20 protein-coding genes are annotated in these 23,433 nt (G+C 59.7%); 11 read left to right on the top strand and 9 right to left on the bottom strand.

Annotated elements, in window-relative coordinates; all coding sequences use genetic code 11:
• Window positions 1–258: 258 nt before the first annotated feature.
• Window positions 259–1,494: an APC family permease gene (locus G3256_RS12060; RefSeq protein WP_169641054.1), complete on the top strand. Its 1,236-nt coding sequence runs from the start codon at window positions 259–261 to the stop codon at window positions 1,492–1,494.
• A gap of 95 nt (window positions 1,495–1,589) precedes the next feature.
• Window positions 1,590–3,182, top strand: coding sequence for a trypsin-like peptidase domain-containing protein (locus tag G3256_RS12055; RefSeq protein ID WP_169641053.1), 1,593 nt, complete (start codon window positions 1,590–1,592; stop codon window positions 3,180–3,182).
• A gap of 10 nt (window positions 3,183–3,192) precedes the next feature.
• Here the strand turns inward: G3256_RS12055 and G3256_RS12050 are convergent, their stop codons facing one another.
• Window positions 3,193–4,809: an MFS transporter gene (locus G3256_RS12050; RefSeq protein WP_169641052.1), complete on the bottom strand. Its 1,617-nt coding sequence runs from the start codon at window positions 4,807–4,809 to the stop codon at window positions 3,193–3,195.
• Window positions 4,810–5,080: 271 nt separating this feature from the next.
• Window positions 5,081–5,458, bottom strand: a complete 378-nt coding sequence (locus G3256_RS12045; protein ID WP_169641051.1) for a nuclear transport factor 2 family protein — start codon at window positions 5,456–5,458, stop codon at window positions 5,081–5,083.
• A gap of 221 nt (window positions 5,459–5,679) precedes the next feature.
• On the opposite strand from G3256_RS12045, the gene G3256_RS12040 reads away from it, so the two are divergent.
• Window positions 5,680–6,126: a universal stress protein gene (locus G3256_RS12040; RefSeq protein ID WP_169641050.1), complete on the top strand. Its 447-nt coding sequence runs from the start codon at window positions 5,680–5,682 to the stop codon at window positions 6,124–6,126.
• Between the two features lie 420 nt (window positions 6,127–6,546).
• Here the strand turns inward: G3256_RS12040 and G3256_RS12035 are convergent, their stop codons facing one another.
• Window positions 6,547–7,818, bottom strand: coding sequence for an MFS transporter (locus tag G3256_RS12035; RefSeq protein ID WP_169641049.1), 1,272 nt, complete (start codon window positions 7,816–7,818; stop codon window positions 6,547–6,549).
• A 472-nt stretch (window positions 7,819–8,290) separates the two neighbouring features.
• Between G3256_RS12035 and G3256_RS12030 the strand changes: the two genes are divergently transcribed.
• The 4 genes from G3256_RS12030 to G3256_RS12015 all read left to right on the top strand — a co-directional run bounded on the left by G3256_RS12030 (window position 8,291) and on the right by G3256_RS12015 (window position 13,777).
• On the top strand, window positions 8,291–8,533 hold the full coding sequence (locus tag G3256_RS12030; protein WP_169641048.1) for a hypothetical protein: 243 nt from the start codon (window positions 8,291–8,293) through the stop codon (window positions 8,531–8,533).
• Complete coding sequence (grrM, locus tag G3256_RS12025; protein ID WP_169641047.1) at window positions 8,530–9,660, top strand: cyclophane-forming radical SAM/SPASM peptide maturase GrrM/OscB; 1,131 nt, start codon at window positions 8,530–8,532, stop codon at window positions 9,658–9,660. Before G3256_RS12030 ends, grrM begins: the two co-directional genes overlap by 4 nt.
• Window positions 9,647–13,159: a hypothetical protein gene (locus tag G3256_RS12020; protein WP_169641046.1), complete on the top strand. Its 3,513-nt coding sequence runs from the start codon at window positions 9,647–9,649 to the stop codon at window positions 13,157–13,159. Before grrM ends, G3256_RS12020 begins: the two co-directional genes overlap by 14 nt.
• A 435-nt stretch (window positions 13,160–13,594) precedes the next feature.
• Window positions 13,595–13,777: a hypothetical protein gene (locus tag G3256_RS12015; protein ID WP_169641045.1), complete on the top strand. Its 183-nt coding sequence runs from the start codon at window positions 13,595–13,597 to the stop codon at window positions 13,775–13,777.
• Between the two features lie 391 nt (window positions 13,778–14,168).
• Here the strand turns inward: G3256_RS12015 and G3256_RS12010 are convergent, their stop codons facing one another.
• The 4 genes from G3256_RS12010 to G3256_RS11995 are packed head-to-tail and all read right to left on the bottom strand — an operon-like array spanning window position 14,169 to window position 17,370.
• Window positions 14,169–14,915 carry an amino acid ABC transporter ATP-binding protein gene (locus tag G3256_RS12010; RefSeq protein ID WP_343044351.1) on the bottom strand — a complete coding sequence of 249 codons (747 nt, stop codon included), beginning with the start codon at window positions 14,913–14,915 and terminating at the stop codon, window positions 14,169–14,171.
• A 9-nt stretch (window positions 14,916–14,924) separates the two neighbouring features.
• Window positions 14,925–15,761: an amino acid ABC transporter permease gene (locus G3256_RS12005; protein ID WP_169641044.1), complete on the bottom strand. Its 837-nt coding sequence runs from the start codon at window positions 15,759–15,761 to the stop codon at window positions 14,925–14,927.
• Window positions 15,761–16,504 (bottom strand): amino acid ABC transporter permease, encoded by a 744-nt coding sequence (locus G3256_RS12000; protein WP_169641043.1) that lies wholly within the window; start codon window positions 16,502–16,504, stop codon window positions 15,761–15,763. Before G3256_RS12000 ends, G3256_RS12005 begins: the two co-directional genes overlap by 1 nt.
• A gap of 59 nt (window positions 16,505–16,563) precedes the next feature.
• A complete protein-coding gene (locus tag G3256_RS11995; RefSeq protein WP_169641042.1) occupies window positions 16,564–17,370 on the bottom strand; it encodes a transporter substrate-binding domain-containing protein in 807 nt (268 codons plus the stop codon).
• Window positions 17,371–17,983: 613 nt separating this feature from the next.
• Between G3256_RS11995 and G3256_RS11990 the strand changes: the two genes are divergently transcribed.
• The 4 genes from G3256_RS11990 (at window position 17,984) to G3256_RS11975 (ending at window position 21,948) form a co-directional block, all read left to right on the top strand.
• A complete protein-coding gene (locus G3256_RS11990; RefSeq protein WP_246227585.1) occupies window positions 17,984–18,964 on the top strand; it encodes a sialic acid TRAP transporter substrate-binding protein SiaP in 981 nt (326 codons plus the stop codon).
• A 67-nt stretch (window positions 18,965–19,031) separates the two neighbouring features.
• A complete protein-coding gene (locus G3256_RS11985) occupies window positions 19,032–19,601 on the top strand; it encodes a TRAP transporter small permease (protein WP_169641041.1) in 570 nt (189 codons plus the stop codon).
• A gap of 12 nt (window positions 19,602–19,613) precedes the next feature.
• On the top strand, window positions 19,614–20,894 hold the full coding sequence (locus G3256_RS11980; protein ID WP_169641040.1) for a TRAP transporter large permease: 1,281 nt from the start codon (window positions 19,614–19,616) through the stop codon (window positions 20,892–20,894).
• A 7-nt stretch (window positions 20,895–20,901) separates the two neighbouring features.
• On the top strand, window positions 20,902–21,948 hold the full coding sequence (locus tag G3256_RS11975; RefSeq protein ID WP_169641039.1) for an Ldh family oxidoreductase: 1,047 nt from the start codon (window positions 20,902–20,904) through the stop codon (window positions 21,946–21,948).
• A gap of 120 nt (window positions 21,949–22,068) precedes the next feature.
• Here G3256_RS11975 and G3256_RS11970 read toward each other — a convergent pair whose 3' ends face one another.
• The gene (locus G3256_RS11970; protein WP_169641038.1) at window positions 22,069–22,665 is read right to left on the bottom strand and encodes a hypothetical protein; all 597 of its coding nucleotides are present in this window, start codon (window positions 22,663–22,665) and stop codon (window positions 22,069–22,071) included.
• 212 nt (window positions 22,666–22,877) lie between these two features.
• On the bottom strand, window positions 22,878–23,168 hold the full coding sequence (locus G3256_RS11965) for a hypothetical protein (RefSeq protein WP_169641037.1): 291 nt from the start codon (window positions 23,166–23,168) through the stop codon (window positions 22,878–22,880).
• Window positions 23,169–23,433 lie beyond the last annotated feature (265 nt).

Here is a 23,433-nt window from a genome sequence, read left to right as displayed (position 1 = left end):
TTCACCGGCCGGCAAAGCTGCCTCCCTGATCTTCCGGTGTCACCCGTCCTTTGTGATGCTGACCGATACGCGCAACGGTCGTCAGATCGCGGGGCAAAGCGAAAATATTCATCAAAGACCAACCGCGGATTGAGATAACGCAATTCGGTTCAGGCCGGTCGTCGATATATTCAGCAGGTGATTGCCGGATGCAGTTTTTACCGGACTGAAAAGCCCGGGCAACTGTTGCATCGTCACGGCAGCGTTTCAGGAGGGGGCATGGTTGTGGATCATGAGGCCGGTGACCTCAGGCGATCAATTGGTCTGACAGGCCTGGTGCTTTATGGCCTGGGGGTCACGATCGGGGCCGGGATATATGTTCTGGTCGGTGAAACGATCGTGCGCGCGGGGCCTTATGCGCCTGCGGCATTCCTGCTGTCTGCTTTTGTGATGGGCTTTACAGCGGCGTCATTTGCTGAACTGTCGGGGCGCGTGCCTCAGGCCGCCGGAGAGGCGGTCTATGTCGAAAAGTCGTTCGGAATCAGATGGCTGACAGTCGCGGTAGGCCTTGCCGTTCTGATCGAAGCGATGATCGCGGCGGCCGCAATCGCTGTCGGGTCAGCAGGCTACGTCGGCCAGCTCATCGCTCTCCCTGCGGAAGTGCTGATCATCGGCATCATCACTCTCATGGCGACGATTGCCGCCTGGGGAATTCGCCAGTCCGTCGCAATCGCAGGTGCGATGACGCTGGTAGAAGTCTCGGGCCTTCTGATCATCATCGGCCTTGGTCTCGCCAGTGATCCCGGCGGCATTGCGGCGCTGCCCGCATCACTCGCACCACCCGTCGGTGACCTTTCGGCCATTTCCGGTGTACTCGCCGCCAGCATGATCGCCTTTTTCGCCTTCATCGGATTTGACGATGTGGTGAATCTCGTCGAAGAGGCCAGGAACCCGGCAAAAATCATGCCATGGGCCATCGGGATCACGCTGCTTGCTGTGACGGTGCTCTATGTGCTGGTGTCTTTCGTCGCCATGCAGACTGTTTCTGTCGCGGAAATGTCTGCCACGACAGCACCGATCAGTCTGCTTTTTGAACGGCTTACAGGGTTGCCGTCGCTTGCGATCACTGTGATTGCCATCATCGCCACTATGAACGGCGTCGTTATCATTCTTATTATGGCGGCACGGGTCTGTTATGGCATGGCGCGGGAAAACCGTCTGCCCGCATGGCTTGGTGTCGTGTCGCCAGGTACTCAGACACCGGTCAGGGCCACGGTGATCACAGCGGCGCTGGTGCTGGTTCTCGCGCTTTTCACGCCCCTCGACACGCTTGCGGAAACCTCGTCGGAGGTGCTTCTCGTGATCTTTGCCATCGTCAATCTTGCCCTCGTCCGGTTCAAGCTTAAAGGCATACCGGCACCTCAGGGCATCTTCACCGTCCACATCATATTCCCGATTGCGGGAACCTTCTGCTGTATCGCGCTGGTGCTGGGGGCTGCTCTGGCTGGCGGGTGATATCCGGTTGTATGCACAGGTGTTTGTGGACCGCTGCGGCGCCTGCGCGTATTGTTACCCCATCCAGACCCGAAAACCTCACGTCAGGAAGCCGGTTGGTCGATGATCTTGAACCCTGCGCCGAAGCGGCGGAACCCCCGGATAAAGACCAGGTCCGCGCGTTTCTGGAAAACCTGACCGGTCCGTCCCGCGGCCGGATCGTATGGTTGTCGTCTGATCATCCGCACATAAGCGTAGATGCAGAACGCATGCTCCGGGTCGTTTCCGCTGACGGAGGTAAACCTGCAACAGATAACCGTGCGCTGCTGCGCTGGTCAGGAGAAACCTACGAAATCGAAGCACTGCCCGGGACAGACATCTGGGTGAACGGTCGCCAGGTCGGCTCTGCGCATCTGATACACGGCGACATGATCGAATTCGGAGAGGACGGCCCGATGTCGCGCTACAGGCTGTGCCGCAATTGCTATCCGACGCGCTGGCCTGTCGAAGAAATTCTCAGCGACACAATGGCCTATGCCCGCTCCAGCCGCCGGCCGTTCGGACCGCGCCTGACGAATGCTTTCTTCGAAGCGGGGCGGCGGCTGTTGCTGGAAACATCTTTGCTGTTTCGTCTGACGGTCATCGCGGTTCTGATTGTGCTGACAACAGTCGTGGCCCTGCAATGGCAAAGCGACCGTCTGATCCGGCAAGCCATCGGGGAGGAAGCTCTGCGGCTTGAGGCGATCACGACTGCCCTCGCCGAAACCCGCCGGCAGGCACTGAGCGCTGATGAGCTTGCACTGCTGCGCGAACAGCTTGATCTGCAACTGGCCGGGAACGCCGACCGGCTCACCCGGCTCGAACGGCGCCTTGACGCCTCTGCGCGGGTCATCCGTGAAACGACTGCGTCGGTGGCTTTTCTGCAGGGGGCCTACGGTCTGCGCGAGACCGAGAGCGGCAGGCTGCTGCGCCACGTCCTGAATGCGGAAGGTGTGCCATTGCAGACACCATTCGGCAAACCGCTCGTCGATGTGGAGGGCAATGGAGATCCGCTGGAATTTCAGTTCACCGGAACCGGCTTTCTGCTGACCGGCAGCGGATATCTTGTGACCAACCGGCACGTCGCGCTGCCCTGGACATCAGGAGACCGGATGCGGGCGTTTCGGGAAGGCGGGTTTGAACCGGAAATGCTCAGGCTCATGGTTTTCCTGCCCGGCTTAAGTGATCCGGTTGACGCGACTTTTCTTGCCGCCGGCGGGACGGCTGATCTGGCGCTTCTCTCCGTGCCGCGCGAGGCCAGTGAGGGTCGCGGTCTGAGCTTGTCAGAAAGCCCGCTGGAAACCGGTGACGAGGTGATCGTCATGGGCTTCCCCACCGGACTGCGTGCGCTTCTGGCACAGGCCGGACAGCCCTTTTTAACCAAACTGGAGGACGCAGGCGAAACAGATTTCTGGACGGTTGCGGCCCGTCTGTCCGAACAGGGTAAGATCGCCCCCCTTGCCAGCCGTGGCATTATTGCTCAGATCACCCCGATGGCCGTGATCTATGATGCCGAAACCACAATCGGCGGCAGCGGGGGGCCTGCGCTGGACAGTGATGGCACGGTCGTGGCCATAAATACCGCCATTCTGCCCGAGTTTGGCGGCGCCAATATCGGTGTTCCCGTGGCTGAACTGCACCGTCTTCTGGACGCCATGGCTGAGGATTAACGCGACAGGCCTATTCCGACGTGCGAAAGGCCGAGGACTGCACCGCCAGCACCACAAGAAGCGGCACTGCAACGGTGATCACGCCGACGACGATCAGAAGCTGCCCCAGCTGCGAATAATCAGCGACCGAAATCTGGTCACCGGTAACCGGATCGACGGAAGCGCGCGTGACCACAAAGACCTTGTTGAGGTATTTTGTGCCGAGGCTTGAGGCCGACAATGCCATATTGGTGAAAGACGCCATCACAGCAAAGAACGTGGCTTTCAGATCAGGTGGCGCATTGCGGGCGATCCAGGCCAGCATCGGCACCATGGCAATCTGCCCGAGCGGAGACTCGATGGCGGTATCGAGGATGGCAATGAATTTCGCGTCCACCACGCCGCCGGTGCGCGCCGCCGTCCATTCCTGAACCCCGTAGTAAAGCCCGATATTTGGCAGCGATAAGACGCCGGCCGCAAGCGTCAGCAGCACAACGATGTAGGCAATCGACCGGTTCGCCATCAGCGGTCTCAGAACCAGCAGCCCGACAAGTGCCAGCACCGAGGTGATCAGAGACAGGATCGACAGGAACTGTTCGTCAAAGCCCAGATCGTCGATTTCGAACCATGTCAGGCCCGGCCCCGGCAGGGGTACTGCGCGGAAAACGAAAATGATCGTGGCCGTCCCGATCAGGACACGCGCGGCCTCTGGTTTCAGTTCTCTGGTCAGCTGCCGGATCAGGTAGAGGATGATCGAAAAGGACGTGATGAAAATCGCCTCCTGTGCAAAAGCGAAATCAGAGGTGCCGAGAACCAGGCTCAGCACGACAAAGGCCATGCCGCCGCCGAGGATCTGCCAGTTCACGTCCGTCTCGCCTTCCGGTCCCGCCTGCGGCAATCCCCGCGCCGCCCGCCTGCGCTGCACAAGCGTGTGCAGAACCATCCCCGACACTGAAATAACCGGGATCGCGAGGGCGATCAGATAGACCCGCGCATAGAGCGCGAGACGCGCATCTCGCGAAAGATTTTCCGTATCGGAAAAGATCCAGATATTGACTGCTGCCACGGACACGAAGCCTGAAATGATTGCGATCCGGCCGAGCGTCTGCATTGTCGTATGCATCGCGCGCTGTTCCTGTTCATCATAGGGCCGGCCGGCATCGTCAGTGTTCGGCACAGCCTCGACCGTCATGGCATCGGCGACAATATCCTGAACGGCATAGCCGGACGGGGCGAGCAGCAGGGCAATTATAAACCATGTCTCAAGCGGGAAAACCGCACCCATCCGGTCCGGCTGTGACACCAGCCCGAACATGATGAGCAGCGACGCCGCGATAAGCCCGGCGCCCAGCAGGATCAGCAGCGCCTTGCGGCGCCAGAACAGGTCGACCACATGACCCATTGGTACTTTGAGGATCCAGGGCAGTCCTGCCCAGAACGCGAGACCCGCAATGAAAGTCGCCGACAGATCGAGGTATTCCTTCAGGAAAAAGGCACCCACAACGGATGTCAGGCCGGAAACGCCCGCCGCGAAGTAAACCATCAGGGGCGGCAAAAAGGACCAGCGCATCTGCAGCGCCAGATCCACGAACACGCGATGAAAGAGCGTTTTCTGTTCCGATGTGTCCTGAATGTCTTTCGCTTGCATAGACCACCTGCGTCAGGGGAAGCTTTGTCCGCCCCGCTTCGGCTTCCGGCGTTTCAGTTTTTTCGCTTTACAGTCTGCATGTGCACTCTGCGCGGTGCAACGGATCACAGTCAGGTACCTTGCGGCATTAAAACAGCCGGAATGCAATCGTACCGGCTCTCAGGACCAGGCGACGCGGATAACAGCAACGAGAGGCGGCAAAGGTACGCGCATCAGGCTCCGGGCTGACAGCGTTGCAGGCACGAGCCGGAGAAGCGACCGAAGGTGCAGCCTATTTCGGCGCCATAAAAAACTCCTCGCGGACAATCCTGCCATCCTCGACCGAATAAACCGCGATCTCGCGCAGGTTCATTTGGCGGCCGGTGGCTTTCTGCGTCACATCAACCTCAAAGCGCACCGCGAACCGATTGGGAGGGTGAAGATAAGGGCCGTCTGCTTCCAGTCTGTGGATTTCGTGCCCTGCCAGCCAGTCTTCCCGTTTTGCTTTTATCGCGTCGCGACCGCTGGCAACCCGGACATAACGCCCGGGCGGCACAACCGCCTCTACCGACTCCGCCGTTTCCGCATACATGTCGTGGACGTTTGCAATGCCCTGTCGATCGCGCATCGCCTGAACGAACTTCCGTCCCGTTTCGACCAGATCTTCCATCTGAGACCTCCTGGCTATGCAGGCAGTATTATCGGTAACCTGCGTTTCAGATTTGATCCGGATCAATCTGCGCATGGTCGCTTTGCTCTAATCAGCAAAGTTCAGCAGTAAGGCCGGGCCGGGGTTCGGCATCAACTGTAAGCGCCATTCCGAACGCATCAGCTTTCCTGATCTGATTTTCGGGAGTAGCGTTCAGAGGCAACAGAAAAACCGGGGGCGAAATGTACAAAAGAATTATGGTCGCGACAGACGGGTCCGACATGGCCGGAAAGGCCGTCGAACATGGCGTGCTGCTGGCGAAGTCGGTCGGGGCCGACATAGTATTTGTTACCGTTACAGAGAGCTGGTCTGCTTTCGTGATCGCAAGCGATGTCGAATACGGAAAAATCAGCGCGGTGGACAAATTTGAAGCCTCAGCCAATGACGCAGCCGGCAAAATTCTGGACGCCGCAAAGAAGGTTGCTGCAGGTCATGATGTACAGTGTGACACACGCCATGTTCACGACCGCCTTCCCGCAGAAGGAATTGTTGAAACCGCCGAATTGGAAGACTGCGAGCTGATCGTGATGGCGTCACACGGGCGGCGCGGGCTTGGTAAAATGATGATGGGCAGCCAGACCGCCGAAGTTCTTGCGGTCTCGAAAATTCCGGTGCTTGTCCTGCGGTGAGCGGATCGCGGACCGGTCAACCGGTTGCCGTCACGACGTCCGCGCCGGCGCGCTTCAGGCGGGCCAGGTCGTTACACCGGCAAAGGGGTCCGAGGCCGCCGAGGCTCGCCGGCACTGGCAGGCAACCGGATGCATTAAAGGTCATCACAGGATCCTTCGGACCGCGGTCTCCTCTGGCCACCGTCGTTTTCGCAGCGGGCCAGTCGTCGGGGCAGGCATCAGGAGAGGCACGGAAACAGTGGGCGGGCGCGTGCATCCACGCGATCAGTTTGCAGACAGTTCTGGCGAAGCATCTGGTCCAGCGTTAATGATACCGGGTCTGACCTCCGGACAACGAAAACATCGCCAGCTTCTGAGGTCACAGGTGAAACCGCTAACTGGCGATGTTTGCCTGAGACGCCGGTCATTCCCGGCCCGAACTCACTCCTGCTGCACCTCGTCGAGCCCGCTTGCGAGAACTGAGCCAAGTATTGCAATGGCGCCAAAAGCAAGCAGAACCGGCGAGGGGCCGAAAGCTTCGGCTGCAATCCCGAACAGCCCCCCGGCAAGAAGCGCCAGTCCGATCAGCGTGTTGGAAAGAGCGGTGTATCTGGCGCGAAACTGGTCTTCGGTCATATCGGTCAGGTGCAGTTTGCGACCGGAACGCACACCTTCATAGGCGATCTGCGCCGCAAAGATCGCAACGGCTGCCCAGAGCACATCAGGGAACCCGCCAGACCCCAGCCCGATTACTCCGATGACGGCAAGAACCACCCCTCCAAGGGCGCCGGCGGCCATCAGCGTCTGTCGGCTGGAGCGGTCCGATAGTCGCCCCCAGAGATAGGATGACAGAACGGAGGCCGCTGTGGACGCCATCACCAGTGGCCCGAGTTCATCAAGCGCGGTGCGGCCCGCGCTTGCGGACAGCATGACGATGAAGGGTGGCGCCAGAGCGGTGACCGCAAGTGCCGCTCTTGAGGCCACGAAAAGGCGCAGCTGTCCGTCGCTGAGGATCGGATCGATCAGCGCGGCGAGACCGTCTTTGTCATCATCGCCCTGCGGTGTCGTCTGTGGCTCGTCAAGCAGCACAAAGACACCGGACGCGAGCAGGAAAGCCACCCCCGCCACCGCGATCATGATGGCAAGCGGAGCCACGGAGACCTGGAAGAGGCCCGTCGCCATCAGCAGCCCGACACCAAAGACGCTTGTGGCGGCAACGGAAGAGGCGAGGCCCGTAATCGCACCCCGCCGGCGCTTTTTTATGGTCCGGGCAAGAGCGTCCTTATAGCTCACAGAGGAAGCAGACCGCGCGACCGAGAGGAGCGCCAGACATGCAATGATCAGACTGCCCGCCAAAAAACCGGTGAATAACAATGCCGATACCGCGATGCCGAGAGACGCCAGGCCCTGAACCGCGCTGCCGGCACTCCAGAAACGCTTGCGTTGTGGACTTGCCTCGACAAACCGGGCAAGCGCCAGTTGCGGCAGAAGGGCACCGGCTTCGCGGATCGGAACCAGCAACCCGATCATTGCGCCCGGCGCGCCAAGCGCCGTCAGGAGCCAGGAGAGGACCAGCTTGGGATCGATCAGCGCATCAGCGGTCTTGGTCAGCGTCAGCGATATGACGTGTATGACCCCGTTGCGGGCTTCTGCTGCATCAACGTCGTCAGGATCAGCGCCGGTTATCTGTGCAAACTGTCCTTTGATGTTCATCCTGCCGGTTCCTGAGGCCCATTCTGTGCTGATGATGTCCCATCTAGTTCGACGGCAGAAAGAACCCAGGGCTGACAGTGCTCAGTGCGCGAAACGATCTGTGATGCTTGCGGGGCAGGCGCACGGGCCGACCTTTCTGCACAGTGAACAGAAAGACGATTCCGGCCTTTTCAGACCGGCTTCAGACCGCCGCCCCGGTGCCCACAGCGCGTGCAAAGTTGCCCTTCATCTGACCTGAACGAAGATCGTCCTCTCGGTTTTTGCCAGATCCACGCGAGGCGCAGCAAAAGAGCCGCCGCGTAAGCAGAATTCAAGGGACAACGGGCTGACCGGGCTCGTTGAAAAAGGCGGAATGTCATCGCCTTAAGGCTTCAGTCAGGGGCAAGGCACACTCTTAGATTGAATACTTTAAAGAATTAGTGTAGTTTTTGTTAAGTTACTTCGGGTTCGGAGGTAAGTTCGGGGGTAAATTGTGCGACGATTTCTCTTTCTGCTGACTGCGTTTCTGACATCGGTTGCACCCGCCACAGGGGCACCGAAAACGGACGTTTTGCCCACAGTTCAGGAACAGCGCCGAGCGCTTGAGGCCCGGCTTGACCGGCTGGGCGATACGTTGCGTGAAAAGTCGCCGGATGCCGAAAAGCCGCGCCGCCGGGCGCAATGGTACAACTGGGGCAACTGGAGCAACGGGTTCAGCAATTGGCGCAACTGGTGAGAGACAGAAGCGCCGGCCCTGTCCGGTTGCTGGTGCTGCAGGCGACGCCCTTCTGCAATCTGGACTGTGCCTATTGCTATCTGCCGCATCGCGACGACAGTCAGCGCATGTCCGGCGACGTTCTCGACGCAATCGGCCGCAACATCGTCGCAGGCCCTCTTGCTGAAGAACCATTGTCGATCGTCTGGCATGGTGGCGAGCCGATGACGCTTCCGCCTGACTGGTACGAAGAGGCTTTCGCGCGGATTGACCATGCTTCGGGCGGGCGTACCGTCAGGCACGCTTTCCAGACGAATGCGATCGGTATAAACGACAGCTGGGTCAGGTTGTTCCGGCAACGCGACGTTCGTATCGGTGTCAGTATTGATGGACCCCGGGCTGTTCATGACGCGTATCGAAAGACACGCGGCGGTCGCGGCAGCCACGAGCTGTCAATGCGGGGTGCCGCACGTTTGTCAGACGCGGGGCTGCCCTTTCACCTGATCTCGGTACTGACGGCGGACAGCCTCTCGCAACCTGACGCACTGTTCGACTTCTACGTCGCGCACGGTTTCCGGGACGTGTGCTTCAACGTCGAGGAACAGGAGGGCGCGCATCCCCGCTCCGGTCTCGAAGGCCTGGGCACTGAGGCCGTCTATCGTCGTTTTCTCGACCGGTTCTTTGCCCGTATCGCTGCCGCAGACGCACCCTTCGCATGCCGAGAACTGGACGCCGCCCGCGCCCTGGCGTTGACGCCCTCTGGCGCGCGCCGCGCCAATCCGCAGACCCGTCCGCTGGAGATCGTGACCGTGGCCGCGGACGGGGCCATGTCCACGTATTCGCCGGAGCTGATCGGAACCGCCGCCCCGCAATACGCCGACTTCAGCTTCGGGAATGTCTGCGAGGGCGGACCGGAGAGGATACTCGACCACCCTGCATTTCGCCGACTGCGCGCCGACATCGACGCCGGGGTGGCGGCCTGCGCTGCCGGATGCGCCTGGTTCGACGTCTGCGGGGGCGGGGCACCGGCGAACAAGTTCTTCGAACATGGCCATCTGCGCGGGACAGAGACGCTCTTTTGTCGTCTGACCCGTCAGACCGGGCTGGAGGCCGCACTCGCGACGCTGGAAGCCGATGTCGCAGCCTGAGCAACCCGCACCTTTAACGCCCGGTTCCGATGACAAGCCGCCGGAAGTTGCAAAACCCGCGATGGCGGCCAGCGGCCTGCGCTGGACCGGCAACCGGTTTGGCGAACTTCTCAGCGCTGCGGGCGCCGCTCTGGCAGCATTTGCAGGCTTTATTTGGGCGCTGTCGCCCTGGCTGGTCTTCGCAGCCATCCTGGCCGGGTTCGCAGCACTTGTCTCGACCGACGCACGGGGCTGGCTCACGACGCAGGCGAAGCGGGCCAGCACCCTGATCGCCGGAGCCGAGACCGGACCGCCCGGCTTCCTCTATCTGGAGGCGCCGCAGGTCTATACGCGTGAGCGCCTGGTTAATGACCGCTTTACACAGGCCAACTGGTTGCGCGGACAGCTGGAACGCACCGGCCGGGAAGGGTTCATCGACAGCTTTTCCAAACCCTCCGCCGCATCAGATGAGATCCGGCGCCTTGCCGTGACGCTCAGAGCCGCCGGGCTTGCAGCGCCAAAAGCCGCGGAGAGTGAGGGCGAAGCGCGGGCCGGCACCCCGGCGCCCGAGGACGTGCTTCTGGACCGGCTGGAGCTCTTTGAAAAGGTCAACACATATCGCAGTGCGCTGCGGGGTGAGCTGATGGACGTCCAGCTCGACGACGGTCATGACCTTGATGGCAACACGCTCTACCGGCTGAACTTCAATGCGGTTGTGGCGCCCTTCCACGACCGGCGCAGCTATCCCGGCTCCGCGGTTTTTCTGATCCGGGCGAAGCCGCCGGACCCGAAAGTCGACGAGGCGCAGCTGGACAAGGATCTCAGGGAACTGCTGTTGCAGTGGCAGCGCGAAATGCAGGCCTTTCTCACCCGGGTACTGGACCAGCGACTGGAGGATTTCGAACGTCAGAGTGCGCTGGAAAACCCGACCGATCCGAAGGAGGACCTTGCGCTCGACTGGTTCATGCGTACCCGGCTGGTCGAGACTTTTCTCACATATCTCAATGATTTTTCCGAAGTGCTTGAGCCCTATCTGCAGCCGCTGTGCGGCACGCCCGGGGAAGACGCGGAAAGCGAGGAGGTCCGCCGGAAATGCCGGATAGATAAGCTGGCGGAGCTTGCGGGCTTCGGGTACCGGACCGATGAACCCGCACCTGATATGACGCCTGCGCATGCGGCCGGGTTCCGGCGGGCGATCGAGCTTGCGCATCTGGTGAACGTCGCGCAATGGCCAAAGGCGGGCGCCGGCAGCTATGACCAGCGCTGCGCAGCCGACCTATGGGATAAGACATTCAGGAACAGGGAAGATGATCAGTCGTCCGGTAGCGGAGATAGCTCCCGGGACGGGGACATGGCGCAGCAGCGCGGGGACGGATCCGCAGACAGAAACGCGCAGGTGCGGGAGAAAACCGCTGACGCCGCGACCCGGTCCGGACCGGATGGCGGGACAGACCCTGTAACTCACGCGGACAAGCTTGGCGCGACCGTGACGATGACCGGTTCCGTCCCTGTCGATGACGGTACGAGCCGAGCGACGGACAGCGTTTCAGACAAGCCAGCAGACGGAAGCCCGGATGTAGCCCTAGCCGTCGTCGCCAAGAGCGCCGGGTCAAAGGCTGCACCCGGGGTGACGCAGGCCGGCGCGCCCTCAGGAGCCGCGCCGGACGGGCAGCCGTCCTTCGGGCTTCTCGTCGAGCAGCAATGCCTTGTGCGGTATGAAGATCCCTATCGGTTGCGCGCGCTCATGCGGCTGCTTTCGATAACAGATGACCTGGGCAGTCACAGCCTGACGATGAAGGCGCAACGCGATGCCGTTGCGAGCGCGCCTGACGACATTCAGAAAAGTGCGTCAGATGAGATCCGCCACGTGGTTGCGGGGAGCGCAGACACCGGTGCTGTGGAGGTGGAAGGGGCGCGGGTGGAGAACAAGCTGACAGATCCCGCCTTCTCTGACGAGGGTGCCGGACAAGAGAGGCATGCGCCGATGACCGAAGGCGAGGCCCGTCTGGCCATCACCCGTCTGCTTGGTCGCTTTGGCGAGGTGTTGCCGGAAACTGACGTGCCGGACGGCACAGCGGAAGACGCCGACCGGGCCTTTACCATCGCCGGTCTTGAAGCGGAGATGGTGACGCTTAAGCAGCGGAGCAACAGCCAGCTTGCCGAACTGCAGCGGCGCTGTGCAACAGAGCCTGCGGCGGGTGCTGAAATTGTCGATGAGGCGATCCGCTTCGCCCGCTGCCGTTTCCTTTACGCCCCTTCGGCCAACGTGCGCGGCCTGCTGGCGGAGTTTATCGTGGCCCGCATCCGGGGCGATCTCAAGCGCTTCTATCGCGAGACGCCACCCGCGCTGAACCAGTTTCTGGACGTCACCACCGACGGCTGCGTATTGACCAGCTGCCGGATCCGCGTTGATCTGCGCAGGAATGAGGACGGCGAGATTGATGAGGCTTCGCTGGCCAGAGACCTCACGAAAGCGCTCGATAAGCGGACAAACGGCCTCTCTATTTATGAGATCGCGCCCCGCGCGGGCACCGTGATCCGCAGGGCAGGCGGGGGCGGCGACCTTGCGGTCGGGCTTGATGCGCCGCAGGCGAGCGCCTCGGCCGAAACGTCCCGCCGCGACCAGACAGCCTTTGCCGAGGCGGTGGTGCTTGGTTTTGGTCAGGCCCCGGCACCGCCCGGCGCGGGGCTGGAGGACGCGGAGGCGGTCTTTGGCTGGACGGTGCGCCCGCAGCCTCGACCCGGCGGCGGCTGGGCGGCGAGCCACCACCGCCTGTCGGCCGTAATCTCGGTCCCGAGCTGGTGGAAGCGCCTCGATCTCGAGCTTCACGCCTGCTGGATCGGCCCTGACGCCGCCCGCAAACATGGCGATACGCTGTTTGCCACCCCGTCAGACATATGTGCGTCGATCTATGACGAGACGCAGCGCAGGGCGCTTACGGGCGCTGATGCAAAGGATACGACCCGGTTGCAGGCTGGTGCGGAGGCGGGTTCCGGTGCAGGCGCCGCGTCCGAAACCCCGCCACGCACTGAGGCGCGCAATGCAGGGCACTTCAGGCGCCCGGTCCGGGTGCAACTGCCCCGCAGCGTCGACGAGGTTACCGCGCGGTTCAATTTCGACCTGGTGAAGACGCCTTATTTCGACTCTGCCTGGCGGCGCGACAATGAGGGGGCGTCGAATGCGCTGATGGCCGGGCGCCCGGCTCACATAGCACTGGCCGGTGAGCGGCTGTGGCGCGGCACCGTCGTCACCATCGACGGCCAGCCCGCAGACCGGATTACGGTGCTGCCGGACATGAAGGGCGTGATCGCGGAGTTCCGCTGCGTTCGCCCGACGCCTCACGTGTCACCGACGGACACGCGCGGTCCGCGCGCCAAGCTGGTGGTCTGGACGGCTGAGGGCCGGACCAAGCCGATGGACATCGATGTCCGCCCCTTTGAAGCGGTGAAAATGACAGAAGAGAAACCCTGTTACCTCGAGCGGTCAGGCGTGGCTGTGGCGGATGGGAGCAGCGATTAGCCCGCCCTCGGGGCCGTTGCGCAGCATCGGGGTGCCGGCCCCCGGACGCCTTTGCCGGCGTCGTTCGAAGCCTGAGCTGAGCAACCGTTTGCAGCGCACCGGGCGAGAGGGTGCCATAAGGGCAGGGCGGTTCTTACCGTCGCTTCAGAGCAGGGAAAATGAGCCGGGTGCTTCCTGCTCTGTGACAGAACGGAACGTCTGAAACGCTCCGTAAACAGGGAGCGGATTTGATTTTCAGTGCCCGAAAATATATACTTCCGGATTGTTATCTCTGCTGCATCAGGAACGCCGGCAGAGCAGAGCGCCATGTCATTTTGTTGCCTGACGACCCGCGAACGTCAGCGTTACGTCGCACAGGATGCCCGCCGCGCGTCAGTGAGCCCGGGAGCTGCGCCGGACCGGCTCCTGTCCGCACTTTCAGAGGAGGTTGAGACAATGGATGCAATCAAGACAACTGAAATTGCCGGTGCATTATATCGCGCGCACGGTGATAAAGCAGAGTTTGAAGCGGCTCAGTGCGAGAACCGGTTCAGGGATGCCGGAGATGAGGATGAGGCCGGGAACTGGCGCGCAATTCGCGAACGTATCCGGCGCATGCGGGGCGCCAATCAGAGCTGAACGTCGGGCACCGGTTTTTTTGCCATGGCCCGAAAAAGGGCTATCATTCAGGCGGGCTTACCACATCACCGGTCGCATCAGGTTTTGCGCTAACCGCGGGGCGTCATTGTTCTGCTCCGGAAACCACTCACTGGGTTACCGGATGCCCGCCTGCAGCCATATTTTAGCAGTCCATCGAGGTTGGGCGCGGTGGCTGACCTCTGTCGGCTCGTGCGGCTTACCGTGCCGGGGGTCCGAATTTTCAATCGAAATGTCCGGCGGATGACAGTGCAGGTGGGATGCCGGATCGCCATTATCATCGGATACCACACTGTCGGGCCTCCGTGGGAGCCCGGCGGACGGGCAAAAGACCATGCCCGCATGACCAGAAAATCCTCCGGCATTACAAATTCTACAAAATCTGGCTGAGGAACTCTTTTGTTCTGGGGTCTTGGGCATTTGTAAAGAATGTGCCTGGCGGGCCGTGCTCGACGATCACACCCCGGTCTGTGAAATAGATGTGGTCCGCGACCTCCCGGGCAAAGGCCATTTCATGTGTCACCAGAATACACGTCATGCCCTCTTCGGCGAGATCCTTAATCGTCTGTAAAACCTCGCCGACCGTTTCCGGATCGAGGGCGGCAGTCACTTCGTCAAACAGGATCACATCGGGTTGCATCGCCAATGAGCGCGCGATGGCCACGCGCTGTTGCTGGCCACCTGAAAGCTCGCCGGGAAAAGCGTCTTCCTTGCCTTCGAGCCGCACTTTTTTGATCAGAGCGCGTGCGGCAGCCTCCGCGCTTGCCCTGTCTTGTTTGAGCACCCGCACGGGGGCCATCATCACATTCTGCAAAGCGGTTTTATGCGGGAACAGATTGTACTGCTGAAAAACCATTCCGACCTTTTTGCGCAGTTCCAGTTTGTCCAGCTTCGGATCATTGACCTCCTGCCCCTCGACGAGAATTGAACCCTGCTGAATGTCATTGAGCGCATTCACGCAGCGGATCAGCGTCGATTTGCCGGAGCCCGACGGCCCGATGATACAGATCACATCGCCCTTCATTACATCCAGCGACACGCCGTTGAGAACTTTGAGATCACCAAAGGATTTGTGCACGTCCTTCAGAGAAACCATAGGGTCGGAGGGGGTCCAGCTCATGTCGTTTCCTCAGCCGATGACAGCAAATTTCTTTTCCAGCCGCACTGTGAAACGCGCGATCGGGTAGCAGTAGACGAAAAACAGCAACAGAACAAAACCGTAGAACGGTGCCAGCAGTTCGGGTCGGCCGCCTTCGGAGGCCAGGGCCTGTCCGGTCAGCGTCATGACCTCGGACACACCGACAATCGACGCCAGTACGGTTGCCATGGTCAGGATCGAGTAAAGGTTCATCCACGGCGGCAGCATCCGCTTTACGCACTGCGGCAGGATGATCAGCCAGAGCGTCTGCAGACGCGTATAGGCGAGGCTTTCTGCGGCCTCCCACTGCCCGCTCGGCAATGATCTCACAGCCCCCCGCACGATTTCCGACACATTAGCCATGACCGGCAGCGACAGTCCAAGTATGGCCTTGAGCCAGTCGGGGAAGGGGATTTTCAGCCCGAAGAGGTCAATTTCAAACGGCAGCAGGAACATCGCAAAGAATAACAGCACAAGCCAGGGCGCATTCCGGAAGAACTGCGTCACGAACCATGACCCGCTCCGTACAGCCGGGATGAGCGAAATCTGACCAAGCCCGAGTATTGCGCCCACAACAGTGCCCAGTGCCATGGCACTGACCGAGATGACCAGATTGAAGATGAACCCTTTCAGCAGCAGCGGCGCCCAGTTCAGCAGGACTGCCAGCGGGCTTAGGACCCCTTCGCCTGACTGTGCAAATGCCAGCGAGGGACCAAATATCGCCAGCAGGGCAAGAGGCAGGATATGCCATGCCCTGAGACCGCCCAACGGCTCAGGTTCCGGTTTGCTCACCGGCAGCATAACGGGCAGGTCGGTCTTATAGCGCATTACCCGTACCCCGGAATTTTCATAGCCCGCTCCCAGCGGTTCATCGCGCCGACCAGAACGCCGACGAGCACAAAGTAGGCCAGCAGCAAAAAGATCATCATTTCGGTGACGTTCACATTGTCCGACCAGATCTGATTGGCTTCATAGAGCATTTCGGGCACTGCAATGGCATAGGCAAGCGTCGTGGTCTTGACCAGATTTACGAGGTTATTGTTCAGCGCCGGCAAAACGACCCTGAAGGCCAGAGGCAGCGTGATATCCCGGTAAATCTGCAGCTTTGAAAAGCCCAGAGCCTCGGCGGCTTCTACGGTTGATCTGGGCACCGCTTCAATCCCGGAGCGAAAGATCTCGACATTGAAGGCGCCGGCAAAGAATGACAGCGAGATCGCAGCCCAGGCAAAACTGCCAAGGATCGGCGACTGACCACCCCAGTCGTTTTCCACCCTCGGCAGCAGCGTCCCGATTGCGAAGTAAAAGAAATAAAGCTGCACCAGAGGCGGTGTATTCCGAAAGAGCTGGATATAGCCGTTCACGATACGGCGGGTCCATTTAAAGGCAGAGCCCTGCAGCCAGGCGCCGGTCACACCAATGATCACCGAAAAGAACAGGCAGACGAGTGACAGCCTGATGGTCGTCAGAAAGCCATCGACCATCCGGTTTCTGTCGTATTCATCATAGAGAAAGGGGAGATTTATTCCGGTTTCCTGATACAGGACGCGAAACCACTCAAAAATTACGTCCACATCCGCTGCCCCCGGAAAGCGACCAGAGGGCGGGGTTCAGCCCCCGCCCCGGTATTTGCTTACTTGTATTCTTCGTGCATCGCTTTGGCGAAGGGTGTGTTTTCCACGCCCCATTTTGTCTCAAGCTCAAGGATGCGGCCGGTTTTGTGCCAGTCGACAATCATGTCGCTCATCATCTGAGCAAAGTTGTCTTCGCCCAGTGCAACCGCCAGACCCCAGGGCGCGTCGTCGATTGTCTGAAGCGGCATCTCGTAATCCGCCCATTCAGGATCGTTGGTTTTTGCCACGATCGCGCTGTCATCATAGACGAAGGCTGCACAGTTGCCTGCCTTCAAAGCAGAATAAGCTTCCGCCGTGCCTTTGAACGCGACGATTTCGGCGCCATAGTTCTGCGATGTGGCCTTGTTGTAGAAGGCCCCCTGAATACCGCAAACAGGCTTGCCGCGCAGATCTTCCCACTTGGTGAGCCCGAGGCTCTTCAGGGCCAGAATGTTCGTGCCGGAAGAATAGTAATTGGGATCCGGGATCAGAACCACTTCGCGACGGTCCGGCCTGTCGGTCATGGTGGCAATCATCAGATCGATTTTGCCCTGTTCCAGAAACTGCATCCGGTTTGAGCTGACGACAGGCACGTATTCCACGTCCACGCCCAGTTTGTCGGCGACATCTTTTGCAAGATCAGGCTCGATACCGATGACGTCGCCTGACGGATCGAGAAATCCATAAGGCTTATAGTCGGCTTTCACGCCGACAATCAGTGTGCCGCGTTCTTTGATCGTTTCGAGCACGTCAGCCATCGCAGTCGTAAAGCCGAGCGCAGAAACCACCAGTGACGTTGCAATCGTGATCAGATGTTTTCTTCTCATTTAATTTCCCCTGTTGGTCGTCCGGTTTTAAGTCAGACAGTGTGCCGTTCTGCTTGTGTGTGTCTCACGTTAGCCGATTAACAGACTTAAACAAAATGAATCGGTCCGCGGCATCTTTGAACACCGGTTTTCTTTTCGGACCCTGCCTGAATGATGAACACTCCGCTGGCGCATATACAATCTGCGGAAAACACGGTCAGAAGCCCGTCAGACTTCGCGCTACCTTCCACGCATGGCGATGTATTTCGCGGCAGTGCCCAAACGCCCTTTGAACGGCCGGACCCTTCGTTTTGCTGCACACACGAGCGAAGAAATTTCGACCCGGCGGCTCCGGCCTCAGTGCCTGCATCCGGCCCGTCTGAACGCATGACGACCCCCGGATGGATAAACAGCGCCGGGTTCGGGGGTTTGCGTATTTTCCGGCGCAGTGGAGTGTCGGCGGGCTGGTCATGAGGCCCGAGGCCGGTTGACCGTCAGGCGCGCTGTCTGGCGGCGTCAGATCAAAAGAAGGAAATCTCTCGTCCGGCTTGCCTAATCTCTCATTATGCACAAGGCTGTACACAGAACGCGGCAGCTTCGATGGCATCGCCGCGTCAACATAGGGAGAAGAAAATTGAACAATAAGAAAATGCTTTTCGCCACCGTGTCAGCCGTCGCCGCACTCGGGCTTTTGCCTGCCACGGCATCTGCTGAAACCAAACTGAAATGGGCGCACGTCTATGAATCCAGTGAACCATATCACACCTGCGCTGTGGCCGCGAATGACCTGCTGATGGAGGCCACGGAAGGCCGGTATGGGATCGAAGTATTCCCCGCGTCTTCCCTGGGCAAAGAAGTCGACATCAACGAAGGGCTGGGCTTCGGCACGGTCGACATCATTTACACCGGTCAGTTGTTTGCCGGCCGCTCCTACGGGTCAATCGCGATCGGCGGCGCGCCGTTCATGTTCCGCGACTGGGATCACTGGGACAAATTCCGCAATTCCGACCTCTTTGGTGAGTTGTCGCAGGGGTACACGGATGCTACCGGCCACCACATCACCGCGATGACATACTATGGTGCGCGCCATGTCACCTCCAACAAGCCGATTATGACACCGGCCGATATGGACGGGTTGAAAATCCGCGTCCCGAATGCCCCGCTCTACATGATGTTCCCCGAAGCTACGGGCGCCAACCCGGCACCTATCGCGTTTGCCGAAGTTTATCTGGCTTTGCAGCAGGGCACGGTCGATGCTCAGGAAAACCCACTGCCGACGATCCAGGCCAAAAAGTTCTACGAGGTACAGACCAACATCAACCTGACGGGGCACATCACGGATGCTCTGCTTACGATCGTTGGCGGGCCCGCGTGGGATGCGATGGAGGCTGCAGATCAGGCCGCGCTGGCTGAGGTGACCAAAGAGACGGCCGTCTGCGCCACGGATGCAATCATCAAAGCCGAAGGCGAACTGGCCGAATGGTTCCGCGGTGAAGGTGTGCAGGTGAACGAAGTGGACCGCGCGCCGTTCATCGATGCGGTGAAGGCGATGCATAACGGCGAAATGGCCACCTGGGATCAGGCGACATACGACCGTTTGCAGGCCATCAAGTAAACCGGCCTTTTATATTTTTGCAGGCGGGCCGAGGGCCCGCCTGCACTCTTATTTCTGAGGATACGCCATGAGCAGGCAAAACCAGTCTGACCAGACTGCGACGGCACCGATCACTCTCGAAGAAGAAAAGATCGATCTTTCCGATCAGCGCTGGGACGATGCACTGGTTCTGATCATTTTCTGGGTTCTGGCCTTCATCGTCTTTCTTCAGTTTTTTACGAGATATATCTTAAACGACTCCATCGCCTGGACAGAAGAAATCGCCCGGTTTCTGCTGATTGGCGTTACGTTTATCGGGTCGGTCATGGCAACCCGAAAGCAGAGCCATATCGCGGTTGAATTCATTTACCGATGGATCCCGCGCACCGGGCGGCGCATCGCCCAGACCGTGATTGATTTGCTGACGACCGGTTTTTTCATCATGCTCGGCGTCTTCAGTGCGCAGATCGCAGGGCGCACCGGGCAGATGATGGTATCCCTGGATATCCCGAAATCGACGGTTTACTGGATCGTTGCCGCTGCATTTTTCTGTATGGCGCTCTGTTCCGGATGGAACATGTGGCGCCACCTGCGCAGCGGTACCAGTAAACTGATTGACCCTGAATTACATGCGGACCAGATCCGCGCCATCGATTAGGAGCAGGCCACAGTGGATATTATCTGGCTTTTTGTAATGCTGGCCGGTCTTCTGGTTTTCGGCATGCCGGTGGCGGTTGCTCTGGCCGGGTCATCGGCGATTTTCATCGTGTTCAATGGCTCGCCCCCGCCGATGGTTGTGGCCCATCGGATGATCAACGGCGTGGACAGTTTCCCTCTGCTGGCCGTTCCGTTTTTCATTCTGGCGGGCAACCTGATGAACACAGCCGGCATTACGGAGCGCATTTTCAACTTCGCCCTGGCGCTCGTTGGCTGGATGAAAGGGGGCCTTGGTCATGTGAATGTAGGGGCGTCGGTGATTTTCGCTGGCATGTCCGGTGCTGCGGTCGCGGACGCAGGCGGTCTTGGCGCTATCGAGATCAAGGCGATGCGGGATGCGAAATACGATGCAAAGTTTGCCGTGGGCATCACCGCGGCATCTTCCACCATCGGGCCGATTATTCCGCCATCTCTGCCGATGGTGATCTACGGCGTCGTCGCGGGGGCCAGTATCGGGCAGTTGTTTGTCGCGGGGTTCATCCCCGGGCTGATGATGGCGGGGGCCCTGATGATCATGATTGCTGTTATGGCCCGGCGCAAAGGGTTCGGGCGCGATCAGACATTTTACTGGTCGGTCCTGTGGTCCACATTCCAGCGGGCTTTTCTGTCGCTTCTGACCCCGGTCATCATCGTGGGCGGCATTCTCTCCGGAGCATTCACCCCGACGGAGGCTGCTGTGGCTGCCTGCGCCTGGGCACTGTTTCTGGGGCTTGTCGTGTACCGCACCCTGTCGCTGCCCCGGTTCCTGCGTGTCAGTTTTGATACGATCGAAACAACGGCCGTCGTCCTTCTGGTGGTGGGGGCCGCCGCGATTTTTGCCTGGATCCTCACATCCAACCGCGTGCCGGAACAGTTTGCCGCCGGCCTTCTCGCGATTTCCGACCGTCCCTGGGTAATTCTGCTGCTGATAAACCTGATCCTGCTGGCCGTTGGTTGTTTCATGGAAACGGTGGCGGCGATCACCATCATGGTCCCCGTGCTGCTTCCCATTGCCGTGACTTTGGGTATCGATCCGGTACATTTTGGCGTGATCATGGTTCTGAACCTGATGCTGGGACTTCTGACGCCTCCGGTGGGTATGGTATTGTACGTTCTTGCAAGAGTTGCAAAGATACCTTTCGAGCAATGCGTCGTCGGTACAGCACCCTTTCTGATTCCACTGGTGGCCGTCCTGTTGCTGGTGACCTTCATTCCGGGCATCACGATGTGGTTGCCGACACTTATCTACCGCTAGGAAAGAGATGGCAAAACCTGTTCAGGTTGATGACTTAGCCCGGTTCTGCCGCGAAGTTCTGACTGCCATCGGGGCGGATCCTGAAACCGCCCGTGACTGCACCGGTTCAATGCTGCACGGGTCTGTTCACGGTGTTGACAGCCACGGGGTGCGCCTGCTGGGCCATTACACCAGGGCTCTGCAGGGCGGCCGGCTGAACAAATCACCGAAGCTTCTCTTCACCCGGACACGGGCCGGGTCGGGCATGCTGGACGGCGACAATGCCCAGGGCGCACGCGCCACCTATGCCGCGACGGATCATGCCTGTGATCTGGCGTCAGAAGCGGGGATCGGCGCGGTGGGCATTACCCGCTCATCGCATTTCGGACCTGCGGGTGCCTATGCGCTGCGCGCCGCTGAACGGGGCATGCTGGCCCTCGTCACCTGCAACAGTGACAGTTTCGTGCGCCTGCACGACGGGGCGGAGCGGTTCCACGGCACGAACCCGTTGTCCATCGCCTGTCCCGCACCGGGAAATCCATGGCTTCTGGATATGGCCACCAGTGCTGTGCCCTTCAACCGCGTGGAGCTCTACCGGTCGACGGGAACCGACCTGCCGGAAGGCGTTGCTTCTGACAGCGCAGGTGCAGATACGCAGGATCCGCACCTGGCTGAAATGCTGGCGCCTCTGGGAGGTATGTTCGGATTTAAGGGGGCGGGCCTCGGTGGCGTGGCGGAGGTGTTGTCAGCAGTGCTCACAGGCATGAAACTATCACCGGACATTGCCCCCATGGGAGGCGATGATTTCAGCACGCCGCGCGGGTTGGGCGCGTTTGTAATCGCGCTGGATCCCCGCGCCTTTGCCGGGGCAGAAATCGTAGAGGCCGGCGTAAAGCGCTATCTGGAACTTTTGCGGGCGTCCCCTGCGAGGCCGGGCAGAAAAGTGATGGCGCCGGGGGATCGCGAATGGGCCACGGCGCTGGAACGCCGCAAAAACGGCATCATCCTTGATCCGGTAACCGCTGCCGGCTTTTCAGAATTGTCACGCACCCTGGGGATTGAGCCGGTGCGTTAGAATGCCCTAAGTCGGACCGCCACCCGTCGCACTCTGAAACCGTGTCCGCCGGGGAGGGCGTGTGCGGGGGGCATTGCTCACCGGTCATCTGCGCTGTCACAAAAGCTGCCGCCTGTCCGGTTAACTCTGTGCCGTCCCGGTCCCGCGGCGGAGCCAGCGGAACACAAGCATCAGCACCAGAAGAGAGACCAGCAGCCCCAGAAGATCGCCCACAGCAAACATCAGAAAGACGAAACTGTTATCCACCAGCGCGAAAACCTGCCCCAGCAGAATGCTCTGGCCCAGAGAGTTTACCACCGATGCCAGCATCCCCACGAGGACGATCTGGCGCCAGTGAAGGCTCCGGTTTTCGCTGGCGTAATAGTCTTTGCCGAAGAGCCGGAAAATCTCAAAAGCGATCCATCCGCTGGAGGATGCCAGTGTGACCGGCACCACGATTTGTATCAGATCACGTTCCAGAACCTCAGGTGCGGCAAACAGATAAACCGACAGGAAATTGCCGGCCATCAGCGCCGGTATGGCGCGCCAGCCATAAAGCATAACGGAAAGAACACGCACCCCGTGCGGCAGGTACATCAGACTGGCAAAGAGCGTTTCTTCACTGAGAAAAATCTGCTGGACGGGTGTAATGAGATTTGCGGTCAGGCCGTAGCAGAACGCATAGATCAGGGCGATGGTGAAAAACTGCCTGGTTCTCGGAAAACCCGTTGAAAACATAATCCGGACCAGTCTGTCTCAGAGGATTGCTGCGAAAGAGCCACACCCACATAAGGCCGGTATTTGTCTTCACCTGTGCCGAGACTACCTGAAAGCGAGTACATTGCAAACGGCCGGTTGCGCCCGGGCGGACAAGAAAAGCTCTGCGACAGCGCGCAAGGAGGCGTGCTGCGGCAGCAGCGGATCTCAGGAAACGCTAGTTAAAAGGAAGATCAGCGCGCCACAAGCACGTATGATTTTGCCTTGGCCCCCTTGGCCTTTTTCAGCAGACCGCGATCAACCAGCGCGCGCAGCGCCCGGTGGTATGTCGCAGGCGGGAAGGGGGCTACGAGGTCGTGGTGGCGCATCTCGGTCGAGGTAATCACATCCTCGGGCAGGGTGGCGATACTTTGTGCTGCGAGAAACACGTCCAGTTCGGCCTGACTGAGGTCATCGAGACCAAGGTCACGCTCCATGGATCGCAAAAGCGACCTGAGGTTTGAGAGGGCCTGGTATTTGTTCATATCTCTGCTCACTGCGTCTGAATTTATCAGAATGTCTGTTTTCGGAAATTGTATATGCCTTGCGCCGTTTCCTGTCATGTCCGTTTTTGTATCAGGCAAAGCGTTAACGATTTGTTAACTATTGGTATTTTGAAGAAAGCCGCGAAACAGGCCGGAACTGTAATTAATTTATGACACATTAACAGGCACTGATTTATGCCTGTTTTTTGTGCGTAAGAATAATCACTGGTCCGGAAAAACGCGTTGTACTCTTGTGACTTAGCGG

The sequence above is a fragment of the Roseobacter ponti genome (assembly GCF_012932215.1).
Classification (GTDB): domain Bacteria; phylum Pseudomonadota; class Alphaproteobacteria; order Rhodobacterales; family Rhodobacteraceae; genus Roseobacter; species Roseobacter ponti.
The sequence above is the reverse complement of the archived record's forward strand: the minus strand, read 5'-3'. Positions and strand labels throughout refer to the sequence as shown.

Excerpts from the sequence above, each read along its gene's own strand:
- G3256_RS12060 (WP_169641054.1), top strand. The coding sequence starts at position 259 with ATGGTTGTGGATCATGAGGCCGGTGACCTCAGGCGATCAATTGGTCTG.
- G3256_RS12010 (WP_343044351.1), bottom strand. The coding sequence starts at position 14,915 with ATGAGCTGGACCCCCTCCGACCCTATGGTTTCTCTGAAGGACGTGCAC.
- G3256_RS11970 (WP_169641038.1), bottom strand. The coding sequence starts at position 22,665 with ATGTTTTCAACGGGTTTTCCGAGAACCAGGCAGTTTTTCACCATCGCC.
- G3256_RS12045 (WP_169641051.1), bottom strand. The coding sequence starts at position 5,458 with ATGGAAGATCTGGTCGAAACGGGACGGAAGTTCGTTCAGGCGATGCGC.
- G3256_RS11965 (WP_169641037.1), bottom strand. The coding sequence starts at position 23,168 with ATGAACAAATACCAGGCCCTCTCAAACCTCAGGTCGCTTTTGCGATCC.
- G3256_RS11985 (WP_169641041.1), top strand. The coding sequence starts at position 19,032 with ATGAGCAGGCAAAACCAGTCTGACCAGACTGCGACGGCACCGATCACT.
- G3256_RS11995 (WP_169641042.1), bottom strand. The coding sequence starts at position 17,370 with ATGAGAAGAAAACATCTGATCACGATTGCAACGTCACTGGTGGTTTCT.
- G3256_RS12020 (WP_169641046.1), top strand. The coding sequence starts at position 9,647 with ATGTCGCAGCCTGAGCAACCCGCACCTTTAACGCCCGGTTCCGATGAC.
- G3256_RS12040 (WP_169641050.1), top strand. The coding sequence starts at position 5,680 with ATGTACAAAAGAATTATGGTCGCGACAGACGGGTCCGACATGGCCGGA.
- G3256_RS12050 (WP_169641052.1), bottom strand. The coding sequence starts at position 4,809 with ATGCAAGCGAAAGACATTCAGGACACATCGGAACAGAAAACGCTCTTT.
- G3256_RS12035 (WP_169641049.1), bottom strand. The coding sequence starts at position 7,818 with ATGAACATCAAAGGACAGTTTGCACAGATAACCGGCGCTGATCCTGAC.
- G3256_RS11975 (WP_169641039.1), top strand. The coding sequence starts at position 20,902 with ATGGCAAAACCTGTTCAGGTTGATGACTTAGCCCGGTTCTGCCGCGAA.
- G3256_RS12005 (WP_169641044.1), bottom strand. The coding sequence starts at position 15,761 with ATGCGCTATAAGACCGACCTGCCCGTTATGCTGCCGGTGAGCAAACCG.
- G3256_RS12015 (WP_169641045.1), top strand. The coding sequence starts at position 13,595 with ATGGATGCAATCAAGACAACTGAAATTGCCGGTGCATTATATCGCGCG.